This window comes from Crocosphaera chwakensis CCY0110 (genome assembly GCF_000169335.1).
In the GTDB taxonomy this organism is placed as follows: domain Bacteria; phylum Cyanobacteriota; class Cyanobacteriia; order Cyanobacteriales; family Microcystaceae; genus Crocosphaera; species Crocosphaera chwakensis.
Genome location: NZ_AAXW01000020.1, coordinates 20,431 through 35,770 on the forward strand (window position 1 = coordinate 20,431; position 15,340 = coordinate 35,770).

At 36.3% G+C, this 15,340-nt stretch carries 16 protein-coding genes and 1 tRNA gene; 10 read left to right on the top strand and 7 right to left on the bottom strand.

What is annotated here, in order from left to right:
- The first annotated feature begins 67 nt into the window (after positions 1-67).
- The 4 genes from asnB to CY0110_RS13915 are packed head-to-tail and all read left to right on the top strand — an operon-like array spanning position 68 to position 2,848.
- A complete protein-coding gene (gene asnB / locus CY0110_RS13900) occupies positions 68-1,567 on the top strand; it encodes an asparagine synthase B (RefSeq protein WP_008276089.1) in 1,500 nt (499 codons plus the stop codon).
- 23 nt (positions 1,568-1,590) lie between these two features.
- Complete coding sequence (locus CY0110_RS13905) at positions 1,591-1,932, top strand: DUF6883 domain-containing protein (RefSeq protein WP_008276090.1); 342 nt, start codon at positions 1,591-1,593, stop codon at positions 1,930-1,932.
- 2 nt (positions 1,933-1,934) lie between these two features.
- The gene (locus CY0110_RS13910) at positions 1,935-2,324 is read left to right on the top strand and encodes a hypothetical protein (protein ID WP_008276091.1); all 390 of its coding nucleotides are present in this window, start codon (positions 1,935-1,937) and stop codon (positions 2,322-2,324) included.
- Positions 2,325-2,383: 59 nt separating this feature from the next.
- On the top strand, positions 2,384-2,848 hold the full coding sequence (locus CY0110_RS13915; protein ID WP_035799435.1) for a helix-turn-helix domain-containing protein: 465 nt from the start codon (positions 2,384-2,386) through the stop codon (positions 2,846-2,848).
- Positions 2,849-2,884: 36 nt separating this feature from the next.
- On the opposite strand, the gene CY0110_RS13920 is transcribed toward CY0110_RS13915, so the two are convergent.
- Complete coding sequence (locus CY0110_RS13920) at positions 2,885-3,109, bottom strand: type II toxin-antitoxin system MqsA family antitoxin (protein ID WP_035799446.1); 225 nt, start codon at positions 3,107-3,109, stop codon at positions 2,885-2,887.
- 80 nt (positions 3,110-3,189) lie between these two features.
- Positions 3,190-3,396 (bottom strand): DUF4258 domain-containing protein, encoded by a 207-nt coding sequence (locus CY0110_RS13925; protein WP_232285723.1) that lies wholly within the window; start codon positions 3,394-3,396, stop codon positions 3,190-3,192.
- A 226-nt stretch (positions 3,397-3,622) separates the two neighbouring features.
- On the opposite strand from CY0110_RS13925, the gene CY0110_RS13930 reads away from it, so the two are divergent.
- Together CY0110_RS13930 and CY0110_RS13935 are read left to right on the top strand one after the other, a co-directional pair.
- The gene (locus CY0110_RS13930) at positions 3,623-3,838 is read left to right on the top strand and encodes a ribbon-helix-helix protein, CopG family (RefSeq protein ID WP_008276095.1); all 216 of its coding nucleotides are present in this window, start codon (positions 3,623-3,625) and stop codon (positions 3,836-3,838) included.
- 13 nt (positions 3,839-3,851) lie between these two features.
- The gene (locus CY0110_RS13935) at positions 3,852-4,277 is read left to right on the top strand and encodes a PIN domain-containing protein (RefSeq protein ID WP_008276096.1); all 426 of its coding nucleotides are present in this window, start codon (positions 3,852-3,854) and stop codon (positions 4,275-4,277) included.
- Between the two features lie 42 nt (positions 4,278-4,319).
- Here CY0110_RS13935 and CY0110_RS13940 read toward each other — a convergent pair whose 3' ends face one another.
- Positions 4,320-6,932, bottom strand: a complete 2,613-nt coding sequence (locus tag CY0110_RS13940) for an nSTAND1 domain-containing NTPase (protein ID WP_198139169.1) — start codon at positions 6,930-6,932, stop codon at positions 4,320-4,322.
- Between the two features lie 2 nt (positions 6,933-6,934).
- Positions 6,935-7,883, bottom strand: a protein-coding gene (locus CY0110_RS29345; protein ID WP_085961785.1) for an IS630 family transposase whose coding sequence is annotated in 2 segments (ribosomal slippage) — positions 6,935-7,544 and positions 7,543-7,883 — 951 coding nt in all. Because the reading frame shifts where the segments join, the coding sequence is not laid out codon by codon here.
- A gap of 45 nt (positions 7,884-7,928) precedes the next feature.
- Between CY0110_RS29345 and CY0110_RS13955 the strand changes: the two genes are divergently transcribed.
- Positions 7,929-8,381, top strand: coding sequence for a CU044_2847 family protein (locus CY0110_RS13955; protein ID WP_232285724.1), 453 nt, complete (start codon positions 7,929-7,931; stop codon positions 8,379-8,381).
- On the opposite strand, the gene glsA is transcribed toward CY0110_RS13955, so the two are convergent.
- Complete coding sequence (gene glsA / locus CY0110_RS13960; RefSeq protein ID WP_008276099.1) at positions 8,375-10,366, bottom strand: glutaminase A; 1,992 nt, start codon at positions 10,364-10,366, stop codon at positions 8,375-8,377. The genes CY0110_RS13955 and glsA overlap by 7 nt on opposite strands.
- Before the next feature lie 156 nt (positions 10,367-10,522).
- Between glsA and CY0110_RS13965 the strand changes: the two genes are divergently transcribed.
- Positions 10,523-11,785, top strand: a complete 1,263-nt coding sequence (locus CY0110_RS13965; RefSeq protein ID WP_008276100.1) for a class I SAM-dependent methyltransferase — start codon at positions 10,523-10,525, stop codon at positions 11,783-11,785.
- A gap of 63 nt (positions 11,786-11,848) precedes the next feature.
- Here CY0110_RS13965 and CY0110_RS13970 read toward each other — a convergent pair whose 3' ends face one another.
- Positions 11,849-13,462 carry a 2-isopropylmalate synthase gene (locus tag CY0110_RS13970; protein WP_008276101.1) on the bottom strand — a complete coding sequence of 538 codons (1,614 nt, stop codon included), beginning with the start codon at positions 13,460-13,462 and terminating at the stop codon, positions 11,849-11,851.
- 221 nt (positions 13,463-13,683) lie between these two features.
- On the opposite strand from CY0110_RS13970, the gene CY0110_RS13975 reads away from it, so the two are divergent.
- Both CY0110_RS13975 and CY0110_RS13980 read left to right on the top strand, forming a co-directional pair.
- Complete coding sequence (locus CY0110_RS13975) at positions 13,684-14,376, top strand: PHP domain-containing protein (RefSeq protein ID WP_008276102.1); 693 nt, start codon at positions 13,684-13,686, stop codon at positions 14,374-14,376.
- 179 nt (positions 14,377-14,555) lie between these two features.
- Positions 14,556-14,628, top strand: a tRNA-Ala gene (locus tag CY0110_RS13980).
- Between the two features lie 11 nt (positions 14,629-14,639).
- Here the strand turns inward: CY0110_RS13980 and CY0110_RS13985 are convergent.
- Positions 14,640-15,314 (bottom strand): pentapeptide repeat-containing protein, encoded by a 675-nt coding sequence (locus tag CY0110_RS13985; RefSeq protein WP_008276103.1) that lies wholly within the window; start codon positions 15,312-15,314, stop codon positions 14,640-14,642.
- Positions 15,315-15,340: the final 26 nt, after the last annotated feature.

The following is a 15,340-nucleotide window of genomic DNA, read 5'->3' on the forward strand; positions in this document are numbered from 1 at the left end:
CTCTTTTGCTGAGTCTAGTACAATAGAATTCAAAATATAATTATTGGATAACCAACCAAGAAAGCTTATGTGTGGGATTGCTGGGATTTGGGGAAAAACCAGTCAGGGTAATATTGAGGCGATGATGGAAAGTCTAGTTCATCGTGGACCAGATGCAAAAGGAATTTTTGTGGTTCCTGATGGCTCAGGAATTTTAGGCCATCAAAGACTCAGTATTATGGATGTTGAAGGAGGGGATCAACCCATTTATGGAGATGAGAAAAAAGCAATTATCGGTAATGGAGAAATTTACAATTATCCTCAACTTTTTTCAGATTTAGAGTCAAAATATCAATTCGTTACGAAAAGCGATACCGAAGCAATTTTACATTTATATGACGACAAAAATATAACCGCTATCCCTGAATTGGATGGGATGTTTAGTTTTGCCATTATTGATAATAATAAATTTATTGCTGCTCGTGATCCCATTGGCATTAAGCCTTTATATTACAGTGAAAAAGATGGTAATTTTTGGTTTGCTTCAGAACTAAAAGCCATTACTAAATTTTGCGAAGAGGTAAAAGAATTTCCCCCCGGCACTTTCTTCTCTTCAGAAACGGGATTTTCAACTTATTATAAGTTACCTGATATTCCCCCAGAAATGGATGCTAATGTCGATGATATTGTTAAAGAAATTCAGGAAACTGTAGAAGCTTCAGTTGTTAAAAGGTTGATGGCTGATGTACCATTAGGGGCATTTCTTTCGGGAGGATTAGATAGTAGTATTATTGCAGCGATCGCTAAAAAACATAAATCTGAATTACATACGTTTTCTGTAGGAGTAGAAGGGAGTAAAGATATTAAAGCAGCCCGTTTTGTTTCGGATTATTTAGGAACTATTCACCATGAATATTTAATCACACCCTCTGAAGCGATCGCGAAACTTCCTGAGATTATTTATGCCCTAGAATCCTTTGATCAAGATTTAGTTAGAAGTGCGATCCCCTGTTATTTTACCTCTCGTTTAGCAGCCCAATATGTGAAAGTGATTCTCACAGGAGAAGGGGCTGACGAACTATTTGCTGGCTATACTTACTATAAAGATATTCCTAGTGATGATATTTTACACACAGAATTAAGGCGATCAGTTTCTAGTTTACATAATATTAATTTGCAACGGGTTGATCGCTTAACGATGGCTCATTCTATTGAGGGAAGAGTGCCATTTTTAGACTTGAAAATGATTGAATTAGGTCAAAAAATTCCAGCGCATCTTAAACTGAGAGGTAATCCACCCATAGAAAAATGGATTTTAAGAAAAGCCTTTGAAGATATTCTGCCCGATGAAATTGTTTGGCGCAAAAAAGAACAATTTGACGAAGGCAGTGGCACGGTGGATCTATTAGTGGATACTTTAAAAGATGTGATGAGTGAAGAACAGGCACAAGCTTATCAAAAAGAACATAACCATGTTAATTTGCGATCGGCAGAAGAATGTTACTATCATCAAATTTTCATGGAGGTGTTTGACAACCCTACAGCTATCTTAAATAATGTTGCCCGTTGGGCAGAACGTCCAATTTAAAGCTAAGTCAGATAACCCTTTTTATGACTTCAGCAACACGGTTTGAATTTTCTTGGGCTAAAGCTGAATATCTCCTGACCTATAAAACCAGCCAAGGCGTTGGGGGTGACAAACAAAGCTTTTGGCGGATTTACATGGGTTTTGAATCAGCCGAGGCAATTCGAGAGGCTATTTTGTCAAAGGTTTCTCCTCTCATGTTACAATTCCAAGGACAAAATAATTTTGGTTATCTGTATCGCACTTATGTCAGAATTACGGGGCTTCATGGATTATCGCGACGAATCCGTACTGTTTGGATTATACGATTCAATGAAGATATAGCCAGGTTTGTCACCGCAGTCCCTGATTCTTTAGGAGGATTATAATTATGCCTTACAAACTTTTTGATTCAGTCAAATTAAAAGAAGGTGTTTCCTTGAGCGATGGAAGAATAGCACCTGTGGGAACTCTGGGTACAATTGTTGAAGTGTTTAATGAAGGAGAAGCTTATTTAGTCGAGTTATTTGGTCGATGGGTTAAATATAATGAGTCAGAAAATTTTGTATCAGTTGCTTTCCAAGAGAAGGAGTCTTTCATGGAAACCATTGGAGTTGAGACAGTTTATCCTCACCAATTAGAATTAGTTCAAAAAGCGTCAGAAATGATAAGTGTTCGAGGACATTTGTTAAGTTTGCTTGATGAGTTATCCGACGAAAAAGTAGTAGAAGTTCGGGATTTTGCTGAGTTTTTACAGCAGAAGCAGGTAAAAGAATTTTAATCTTCTATTCAGATATAGTATTCGGATATGATTAAATCTAGCGCTAGGTTATTACTATTATGATGTACGTTCGTGTTGCAAAAGCTGCTTATCTGTTAGGTATTTCCCGTCAACGGGTACAACAGTTATTATATGCAGGGAGAATCAAAGGAGCGTTTAAAGAGGGGCGATTTTGGCAAATTCCGTTCCTAGAGCATGATATGCCCCAAGTTATACCAACAGAACGAGGTCGTAAGGGAACCTGGCGCAAGCGTCCCCAAAGAGCTACCACTTATATTCATGTGAATAGTAATAGAATTCGAGATAATCATCATAAAGCGGAAAGAGAGCCTGTTATTTGTGTGAGGGAAGGTATAAAAGAACGATATTGCGACAAAGTTGAGATTTTAGGAGGTTTATGTACAGTGGTGTATAGTCCTGACCATCCGAAACCCTGTGGGGCGACGGTTTGGGTAGAAGTCAATCCAGAGATTTTGCGAAGGATAGAATTATCTAATCCTTTGGCGACTCAATGTTTTGGGTAAAAACTAATTCTTTTTATTCGTTAAAACTATATTAGTTTAAGCAACATATCGAATAATTTCGACTTCACTCCCTTTGTTAACTGCATCTTCAGCTTTTGTTAAAACTGTTTCTGTGACTAACTCACTTAAATAATATTCACCACAATTTTCGCAAACATCTGCCGGAACTTGTTTTAAAATGATAATACAGTTATCTCTTTCTAATGTTACGGTAACAAATCCTGGTTTAGTTTTTCCGTGTTTACAAATTACACATTCCATAATCATTATCTCCGTTTTCTAAAATTATTAGTCCATAATTGATGATCAGGAATATAAGCAGTGACTATATATCCTATTTTTTAAACTTTATCATAAGACAAAACGACATGAATTGGTTTGCAGTTAATGAAATCTAGAATTAAATAACTAGGAAAGGGACTATCATTAGGTTTTTCTTCAATAACTTCTCCATAATTAATAGCAGTTTTCACGTCTTGTTTAGTAATCCGTCGAAAAAACATTTGTTGAATAGCATGACTCGAAAAAAACAAATTTTCGTACTTCAAATTTTGACTTATTAAACTAATACCAATTCTCAAAAGTAACTGGATACTTAAATAGTCATTGTGAGGGGTAATATAAACTGTAAGCTTTCACTTTTACTAAAAATACCCCGAAGTAACCTTACTCGCTATTTCTGAGAACTGGTGTCATTTATTTTCGTAAAATTCGTAAAAATAGAATAACTATATTTTATGTTACAATAGACAAAAATCTAGTGTAAAAAAATCAATGAAAAGATTAGAAATTGAACTAGACGAAAAAACCTACGAGAAGATTGAACAATTAGCAAAAACCCATCATTGTAAAGTTTCTGACTTAATTAAAGCGATGGTTGAACAATTAACTCAACCCGAAATAATGAATGATTCATCAATTGGAAAGTGGTCAAATGATGCTGAACTTGTTGACGAAATTATGGCAGAAATTGTTCATAATAGAATCTAAAAAGTGATTGTTTATGAGTCAAAAATGTTTACTAGATACAGATATATTTTCAGAAATTAGGAAAGGTAAAAATATTAATGTCATTACACAAGCTATTGCTTATAAAACAATCTTTAAAAAATATACTATCTCAGTAATCACCGTTTCGGAAATTATTAAGGGATGGAAAAAAATTAATCGAGATGATCGGGTTAGAGAATTTTTACAAGATTTAGAACAAATAGAAATATTACCCGTAGACCTAAAAAGTGCTGAATTATTAGGCTTGATTAATGCAGAATTAGAAAAGAATGGTCAACCGATTGGATTAGCTGATGTATTAATAGCCTCAATTGCTATATCCAATAACTTAATTTTGGTTACTAACAATACTAAACATTATAAAAAAATTCAATTATTAGGCTATCCTTTAAGAATAATCAATTGGAAATATATTTAGATAGTTCTATTAAGCATAAATTTGTTCATAATTTACCATAATCTAACAACCCTGTCCTTGCTGTTTTGCCTGATATAAAGCGTTATCAGCTTCCATAATTAAATCCTGCATCGAAAATGACTCTAATAGTTGATTAGAATTAACAGTTGCGATTCCTAAACTCAAAGTAACGTAAGGCTTAATTGGTGAATTTTTATGAGGTATCTTCAGTTGATGGACTGCCTTTAATATCTTCTCTCCAATTTTTTCCGATTCAGAGCTTGAGGTATTTGGTAATATGATGGTAAACTCTTCTCCTCCAAAACGACAGACGGAGGAATCTTGATAAGAATTCATTATATATTTAAGAGTTTTTGCAACCCTTTTTAAACACTCATCTCCTTGCAAATGACCATAAGTATCGTTGTAGTGTTTGAAATAATCTATATCTGCTAAAATTAAGCATAATAAACTGCTATTTTCCTTTGTCAGTTGATATTGTTTTTGTAACTCTTGTTGAAAAAAGCGACGGTTATATGTTTCCGTTAAACCATCAAGATAAGTTAGACGAGACATTTTTTGAAGTTTGATTTCTAATTCTTCTCTTTTCTCACGCTGTTCTTGTTCATATTCATCACTCTCCCTATAAAATTCTGCTGCTTCAGTGGGATACAGTAAATAAGGCTGTAACTTTTCCCATTGCTGTCTTACCTGCATTAACAACCCTCCCATCATTAAATTTTCATCAATGGGATTTTTTAGCCATTGTTGGCGTTGATCTTCTAATCTTTCACTAAGTCGCAATAAATCTCTATCTTCCTCTCGCCACCGCTTAAATCTTTGCCATCCTTCAATTAATGCCTCATGTACTAAATCAACCCATACACTATGAATATTCTTAGAAGATATATCACTACCTGTAACTAATAAACGAGCATTAACTAATCCTTGCTTACCATAAATTAGTTTTTCTAGAATTTTCTGCTTTTCTTCGTCTTCATTGGCAATGTTTAATAAAATTTCTTTTGGTTGTCGTTGTCTAGTATCTTGTTCTTGATTATTGGTACGAATTAATCGCAGAAAAATCAACTTAATTAACTCTTTTTCTATCTCTGTTCGCTCTTTTTGAGGATTATCCCTGTTAAAGTCTTGATAGTTATACACTTTCTCTGCATAAATATTCAAAGCTTTTGTTAACCCTGTTTTTGACACATCATTCTTCCTTTGGTTAAGGGGGGTTAGGGGGGATCTTTCTTCTCCCAACTTTTTATAAGCATCTAACGTCAACACTTTATTATCTTCGTCTCGTTTTTCCCATAAAAGCAACAAAGCAAACTCCAATAAAGGCAAAAATCCTTGCTTTCTTCCTACATCACTTAGTAACTGTAGTAATAAATCACTTTCTATTCTATATCCTTGTCTTTCAGCCGGTTTAATAATAATGTCTTGTCTATCTTTTCCTTCTAAGGGAGGCATATAAATCGCCTGATGTTGGATAATTTCACATAGAGATTGATATTGTAAACAGCGATCTAAAAAGTCTGCTCTCATGGCGATCGCAATCACTATATTTTGCTCATTTTTGTTCCTAAAATCAGTAATGAGTTCAATAAATCGTCTTCTATCGTCTTCTGAACGACAAATGGTAAAAATTTCTTCAAATTGATCAATAAATAAAAAACATTTCTTAGAATTGGGCAAAAATTCAATAATATTGCTCATTTCTCTCTCTTCATCCTCAATAATCTCTTTTAACTCAACTTCATCTAAACTGACATAATCCTTAAACACTCTCCTCAACTCGCTTAAAGGTTCGATTCCTGGTTTAATCGTAGGTAAAATACACCATTCTTGATTGTCTACTTCTAACCATGCCATCACACCTGCATACACCACCGAAGATTTACCACTCCCAGAAGCTCCAATAATGGGAATAACGCCAAAATTCTCTAATTTTTGTTTAATGTTTTCCGTTAATCGCTGTCTTCCAAAGAAAAAGACTTTTTCCTTCGCAGTAAACACATTTAAACCCTGATAGGGACAAACAATTTCACCATTATTATCTCGTATCGGTTCAATTTCTGGAATTGCTTCACTATTAGATAGAGGATGCTTAACCAAAGTAATTGATCCACCAATTCCCATCCGCATTGGCGTTTGTAACTTACCACCGATTTTTGTATTGACAAAATCAAACAAGCGATCGCAACTTATCTTCCCTGTTTCATCTTTATTACTCTCAGATAATCCTTCAATAACTGCACACGAAAAAACACTATGGTCTTCTTTTTTAATTGTTTTCGCTGTTTCAAAAAAACGACTAGCGGTTATTAAATAATAATTCTTTCTATATTCAAACATCTGTAAACTCTTTTGTATTAAATGAGTTTCAATAAAATTGCCACTATGACAAGCATCTAACAATAAAACCAGTTCACTTAAATTTGCTTGCTCAATTAAATAGTTTAAATCCTCCAAAGGTAAAGCATTATCTTGTTTAATAATCTGATTATCTTTAACTGTCACTTTACAATTTGAAGTCGCTAAAAATCCCTTTTCTCTTCCCAAGCGATCGCAGATCGTAAACCCATGACCTGTAAAATAAATTAAAGCTGGTTGATTGTTTGCTTTTTTAGTTAAAAATAGTTCTAATTCATTATATATAGCAATTCCCATAGTCATGAGGTACAGTAGCAGCAATGAGTAAACCAGTTACGAATATCTTGTTTGGTAACTTGTAACATAGCTGATGTAATACCTTCTATTAGGTCTTTATAGTTTCTTGCTTTGATTTTTCTCAAAATAGCTTTGACTTTTGACCAGAAATTTTCAATCGGAGAAAATTCAGGAGAATAAGGAGGTAGGTAAATTACATTAGCCCCGACTTTTTCAATAGATTCTTTGACCATTTCTCCCAGATGAATTCTAGCATTATCCATAACAACACAAGCATCTTTCCATAGCTTTGGTACTAATTCTGTGAGGATAAAAGCTTCAAATGTAATTCCGTCTACTGACCCGTAAATATTCTTTGTTGCCAGAACTTTATCTAAGGATAATGCACTAATAATAGAAATATTTTTGCCTCGCTTCTGGGGTTTTTCTCCCCTAGCTCTCGTGCCTTTTAGCGACCTAGCGTATAGTCTCAGCATTGCTAAATTCACTCCTGATTCGTCTATAAAAATTAAATTATTTGTCTTTACATCTCGAATGGTTTCCCAAAACTTCACTCTTTTTTGATGGACTTTTTCATTGTCTTTTTCAGGTGCATATAAAGTTTTTTTTGACACTATAATTCAATCTTTGGCTGATTCTTCCCATTGTGGTTTTTTTGACTTGCACTCCTGTTTCTTTATAGAGTAACTCACATAATTCTTCGAGAGTTGCATCATTATTTTTTTCCATGATTTCCACTAAAATAACCAATTGCTCACTATTAAGCTTAGGAGATGGGCTTCCTCCTTGCGGTAAAGGTCTAATATCTCCAGTTTGTTGATATTGTTTAAGCAATTTTTGAATAAAGCTTTTCGCTACTCCAAAACGCTTAGCTAGATTCCTGATAGAGAGGTTTTCTTTTTTCCACACTTCTATGATTTTTTCTCTAAAGTCTATAGAATAAGGCTTCATTTTTTAGTACATCAGTAATAGATATTACAATCTATAATGTACCTCATGAGTCAGGGAAATGCTATAAATCTTCATCTGTTACTTTTCCTGCTTTCATCTCGTAGTCTGCTGTATCAGCATTTCCTTTTCTGGGAAATCTTGTTATGTCATAATCTCCATATTGATGTAACAACAAAACTCTATTTTGAAACCGATCAAGGATTAGATAATATTGATGTCAATCCTGTTATAATTCCCCCTGAAGAAGATGATGGAATTGATGAAATGGGAGGTTTACCCATTGATGTTACTCAACAACTTGATAAAGCACAAGAAATGATAAGAGACTGTGCAGAATATACTCTCAATTCTTTCAAGAATTTTGCTGCTGCTGAAGTCGATGAAATTACCTTAAAATTCGGTATAAAATTAGGAGGAGAAGCTGGTATTCCTTATATTAGCAAAGGGACAGCAGAAAGCAACATCGAGATAGAAATCAAATGTAAATTTCCTCAATAATTTTTCTCAATCGGAGAAGAAATCGGTTCAAAAATATGTAAGCGAAAATGGTGAGATAATTCCTCACAAACTTTAATTCCTCTAATACTATTACCCCGTTGATCAAGAGGAGGAGAAAATACACCAATTCCCATTACCCCAGGAACCACTGCTAAAATACCACCACCTACACCACTTTTAGCAGGAAACCCCACTTTATAAGCCCATTCTCCTGCAAAATCATACATCCCACAAGTAAACATAACACTCAATAAATCCTGAATATAATCGGGGTTAATTGCTTGTTTTCCCGTCATAGGATTAGTTCCATTATTCGCTAAAGTAGCAGCCATAATCGCTAAATCACGACAATTAATAATAACAGAACATTGTTGTAAATAGAGTTGCAATGTTTCTTTAATATCACCAGAAATCATCTCAAAATTACGCAATAAATAAGAAATCGCCCAATTGCGATCGCCTTTAGTTTGCTCGGAAACCACCGCTCCAGTATCCACATAAACAGGATGACCAATATGACGTTGATACATTTTTAAAACACGATTTAGCTTATGTGCCTGACTTTTTCCTTTAATTAAATTGGTAATAGCGATCGCCCCTGTATTCACCATTGCATTATAGGGACGTTTAGAATTTTCTTCTACTTTAATAATAGAATTATAAGCATCTCCTGTAGGTTCAACATCAACGGTTTTTAAAACATAATCTCTACCATGATCTTCTAATGCCAAACCATAAGCAAATACCTTAGAAATAGACTGGATCAAAAAAGATTGTTCTACATCTCCCACTCCATAAAATTGACCATCAGTGGTAACTATACAAATAGAAAACCAGTTAGGATCAACTTCAGTAATATCAGGTTCACTCACATAACTATTTCCTTCATTAAGAGGTAAATATTTTGCATATAAATACTCTAAAAAGTTATTAATTGAAGGGGATTCCGATGAAAAAAGAAAAGGTTTGTTTTTCTCTTTATGCTTTGATTTATTACTCTGTATTTCATTAAAAATATGTAGTTTAAAGTGATGGGAAAGTTTCTTAAAAATGTTCACCCCTCGCACACTTTTTCTGTGTTCTCCTAAAGGCGGAGAAAAAACAGCAATCCCCATTTGATGGGGAACAATACCCACAATCGCCCCCGATAAGCCACTTTTAGCTGGTAAACCCACTTGATAAGCCCATTGACCCGAAAATTGATACAATCCACTGGTATACATCACACTCATTAAGCGTTTTGCATTGTCAGACTGTAATACCCTTTCTCCCGTAATCGGATTTAAACCCGAATTGGCTAACGTAGCAGCCATTAACGCTAAATCTTGACAATTAACTAACACTGAACATTGCTGAAAATAAAGGTCTAACACCTCTTCTATATTGTCTTCAATCAAATTAAAATGGAGCATCATATAAGCGATCGCTCGATTCAAATTATCCCTGGTTTTTCGTGACCAAAAGATAGATTGATCCACTTCAACATCCCGTGCAAAATAGAGTTGAAACATCTCAAATAATCGCTGTTGACGTTCTTCTAAGCTGTTACCTTTAATTAAACTGGTAGTCGTAATCGCACCAGCATTAACCATCGGATTATATTTTTTCTGTTGAATTTCATCGGGGTCAATAATGTCATTAAACGGTTCTCCCGTAGGTTCAACTCCAATTTTATTAAAAACAGACTCCCACCCCCAGTCTTCTAAAACCATGCCATAAACTAAAGGTTTAGCAATAGATTGTATAGTGAATAATTCCAAAGCATCTCCAACACTATAAATTTTTCCTTGGGTCGTAACAATGGCAATTCCCAGTAAATCGGGATTAATCTGGGCTAATTCTGGAATATAGTCAGCGTTCTCTCCTTCTGTCACTGTAAGATAGCGTTGATATAAATCCTCAAGAAATGCTAAACAAGATTCACCAAACAAGGGATCGTCAAGAGATAAATGTGGCCAACTTTTTGAGTCGTTAGATAATGTCATATTAAGAAAATTGCTGCACCAAGTGAGTTAATCGAACTTTTCTGAATCTTAATGTACAAAATCACAACAAAGGAGTAACCTACTAAAGGAACAAGAATGTTAGAGAAATTTACCACGCTTTAGAACGATTATTATTGTTTATTGAGATAAAAATTTATGAAACCAGCTAATTTAGATGGATTCAAAACCTATACACAAGCCGTCAAAGAGGGTAAATATGATCTCTATGTTGGCAATTTATTCGGTAAGTATGATAACGTTCGTACCTATTGGGAAGATCAACTAACTCGAATTGTTTTACGTCCGTATCTCTGGGAAATTGTTGAAAATTGTCGTTCCGAACAAAAAGGAGTCAGAATTGTTGATCTCGGCTGTGGTGCGGGTCAAGGTTACGATATCCTCACAAAAATTGACCGTCGAGACCTCGATTTAGGTCTGCAACATAAACGAGTTTTACCCCCCGATGATTTGTCTATGTTTTTGGGTCTAGATATTAGCCAAGCAATGGTAGAAAAAGGCCAGACCTTATTTTCAACTCATCCCTATGTTCAATTTCAACAAGCAGATTTAAGTCAAGGACTTGGAGAAATAAAACAGACAGAATCACCCTTTGATTTATATTTTTCTTCCTACGGTTCATTATCCCATTTAGCACGAAAAGATTTAGTCACCTTATTAGGGGATATTTGCCATCATGGTCGAGATGGTAGTTATATCGTCATGGATCTCATCGGACGCTACTCGATTGAATGGCCTGATTTTTGGTATGCTCAATCAGAAGATGAGAAAGTCCGTCAGTATAATATGGGTTATCTCTACTCAGATGAAGTCCGTCAAACGGCTGACATTGAGTCTTTCCCCATTCGTTTTTGGACTGGAGAAGAAGTTAGAGAATTAACACAAGAAATTACGGCTCAAGTTGGGGTCGAACTTGAAGTGGTCAGATTAGTTGACCGTTCTATTTTGGTAGGCCGTCACACCGATACAAGATCCTTTAATTCAAAACTAAAACCCATTCGTCGCTCTATTAATTCTCTTCATGAAGATTATTTGCGAACTAATTTAGATGAATTAATGTTAGATTCAAGTATTTTTCCTGATCATCCCTTCATTACTCCCCTACTCCACGAATTGATTAACTCTTGGAATATTTTACTTGAGTTTACACAACGTCGTCTGTCCCATAATTTTTCTTTACCTGAAATCAAAGGATGGGATGACTTTCCTAAGCCATTACAATTCGCTTTAATGACCATTGATCGCGTTATTGCTGATGTAGGTTGGATGTGGTACGGTGATCCTCGCGCTAACATTATTGAACCCCAGTTAGGCTACGCTTTGAGAACCTTAGAATATGAGATGCAACGGGGTTGGGGTTGTGGTCATGGTTTAATTGCTGTGTTGAAGATTAAAAAATAACATGACAAAACACCCTAACTGCTCAAAACAAACAGTTAGGGGACTTAATTTCTAATATCAGATTTAACCTTGAGGGGTTAAAACCCCTTGAGAAGAATTTTCTTTACTTTCCTCTTGAATCGATCCATAGAGCCGATTTAACGCGCTAATATAGGCACGAGCCGAAGCGGTGATAATGTCTGTGTTAGCTGCATAACCTGAATAGATACGACCTTCATACCGTAACCTGATGGTGACTTCTCCCATAGCATCAATACCTGCGGTGACAGACTTAACGGAAAACTCGATTAACTCGTTGGGAACATTAACCACTCGGTTGATGGCCTTATACACTGCATCTACCGGACCAGTCCCGATCGCTGCATCGGTTAATTCTTTGCCTTCAGGATTTCTTAGGGTAACAGTTGCCGTAGGAGCCGAATGATCCCCACAGGATACCTGTACTAATTCTAAACGGAACAATTCGGGAGCTTGTTGAATTTCATCGTTGACGATCGCTTCTAAGTCCCAGTCGGTGATCTCTTTTTTCTTGTCTGCAACTTCTTTAAACCGCAGAAAGGCATTATTCAATTCAGTTTCTGAGAGTTCAAAACCTAATTCATTTAAACGAGTCCGAAAAGCATTACGGCCTGACAGTTTACCTAATACAATTTGATTATTGGTCAACCCAATGGACTCTGCATCCATGATCTCATAGGTTAACTTATTTTTCAGTACCCCATCTTGATGAATCCCAGATTCATGAGCGAAAGCATTAGCTCCTACAATGGCTTTATTGGGCTGTACAATCATCCCCGTCAGGTTAGATACCAGGCGAGAGGTTTTGTAAATTTCTTGAGTGTTTATATTGGTTAACGGTTCGGTTGCATCCACGGAACGACCTAAGAAGGGATTAAAATATTGACGACGTACATGGAGAGCCATTACCAACTCTTCTAGGGCTGCATTGCCGGCTCTTTCTCCGATCCCGTTAATGGTGCATTCTAGCTGTCTGGCTCCATTTTTCACCGCTTCTAGGAAGTTAGCTACGGCTAAGCCAAGATCATCATGTCCATGAACAGAAATAATGGCTTGATCAATATTCGGCACATTGTCTTTAATGCCTTTAATTAAAGCCCCAAACTCACTGGGGGTGGTATAACCAACCGTATCAGGAATATTGATCGTGGTTGCTCCGGCCGCGATCGCTGCTTCTAGCACTTGATACATAAATTCAGGATCACTACGGCCTGCATCTTCTGGGGAGAATTCCACATCATCGGTGAAGGTTTTGGCATAAGCCACCATTTCTGGTGCGATCGCTAAGACTTCTTCTCGTGTTTTTTTCAGTTTATGTTTGAGGTGGATATCTGATGTAGCGATAAAGGTATGAATACGCGACTTAAAGGCAGGTTTAAGGGCTTCTGCTGCAGTTTTGATATCGTTCTTCGTAGCCCTAGCTAAGCCACAGATAGTCGGCCCGTTTTCTGTTCCCACGGTTTGAGCAATTTTTTGAACCGCTTTAAAATCTCCTGGACTAGCGTAAGGAAATCCTGCTTCTATGATATCGACTCCAAGTCGTGCTAATGACCGAGCAATGGTAAGTTTTTCTTCAACCGTTAAACTAGCACCTGGGGACTGTTCTCCGTCTCTGAGGGTAGTATCAAAAATGATAATGCGATCGGGTTGATTGCTCATAGGAACGACTTAAGAGAATTTCATCAAGAACACAATTTCTACTATTCAATTATATCTTAAAGTCCTAGGCTTCTACATTAAGACTATCTATTATGACTCGATTGGTTAAGTTGTAAAGTTGACATTATAGATCACACCCAATCCAGTAAAAACAGCTTATACTTAGAAATGTTACCGATATGTAACAAATTGCAATCTTTAACGGATTACTATCACTCACTATGATTGTTTCAACTTCAACGAAACCATCGTCTCAAGATACTCAAGCGTTACAAGAAGTCTGGTCAAGACTCAACCCTCACAGTTGTCCCCATGAATATAATTTTCATATGCACACCATCTGTTCCGATGGACAATTAACCCCCGAACAACTGATTACACAAGCCACTCAAATCGGACTAAAAGGACTCGCTATTACCGATCATCATTCCGTTGAAGGTTATCAAATTGCTCAACAATGGCTTGAGAAAACTTCCCTTCAACAGCCAAAAGAAAGTTTACCTCATCTATGGACAGGAATTGAGATCACCTCTCGTTTACTCGATATCGAAGTTCATATTTTAGGCTATGGTTTTAATCCTCAACACCGAGTAATAGAACCTTATCTCTGGGGAGAGTCTCCTCAAGGAACTCAAGCTCTGGCCAGTCAGGTTATCTATGCTATTCATCAAGCAGGGGGAATGGCAGTTTTAGCTCATCCTGAAAGATACCCTTATTCGGCGACAAAAGTAATTCCTGCAGCAGCCGATTTAGGCATTGATGGAGTTGAAGCTTTTTACGCTTATAATAACCCTAAACCTTGGAAAACTAGCCCTCGTCAAACCGAAACCGTCCTCAATCTTAGTTTTCTTTACGGACTGTATCATACTTGTGGCACAGATACTCATGGAGTTAATTTATTGCAAAGAATATAAGCGATCGCAAATTAGCCCAATCTTTTATTAGAGCTAAGTCGACAACATAATTAATTCTTTTCCCTACCCACTTGGTTCAATTATTAAACATATTTTGTTGAAGGGCTTGACGAAACATCATCAATTAAGGCATTGTAGTTAATGCGCTTTATTCCTTAAGTTCCTAATGGGACTTTTTAGGGGCTATAACTCAGTTGGTAGAGTGTCACAATGGCATTGTGAAAGTCAGCGGTTCGAGTCCGCTTAGCTCCATACCTTGAGAACTATCGATGAATACTACCATCAGGTAGAATAGACCCTTTGAGAATGGTTCCTGTTAATTTCACCATAATTCGATTACCTGAGCCAACTTTTGCCCCACTCAAATCAGCCCCACTCAAATCAGCCCCACTTAAATCGGCTCCTACTAAGTTAACTTGTTGTAGATTAGCGTATCGTAAATTAGCCCGTAATAAATTGGCTCGAAACAGGTTAGCCCGAAACAGATTAGCCTTTTCTAAATTAATTTTGTGCAAAAAACTATCGCTGAGATCAGCGTAACTTAAATCTGCTTGGATTAACTTGCGTCCAGAAAGATCCTTTTCTTTCAAATTAGCCCCTTTTAAATCCGCTCCACTCCAGTCACGATAATAGGGACGTTGGGCATAGGTTTGATAATTTTGATTATAATGACTTTGGGAAGCAGAAGAATAAGTTTCTCGAGGAGACGAGACAGTTTTTGAAGGATGGGAGACTAATTGGTGAGTTTTTAGTTGTTCACGAGCATAATTAATTTCTTGTAATTTAGCCACCGCTTTAGCCAACAATCTTTCATTGTCTTTTGGTAGGCGATCGGGATGCCAAATAAAAGCCAAGTCTCGATAAGCTTGGTTAATTTCCTCAAGGGAGGCACCAACCTCTAATCCTAATACTCTATAGTATCGTTCTATCTCTTTCATTACCACGCGACTTAACGACAATGGAA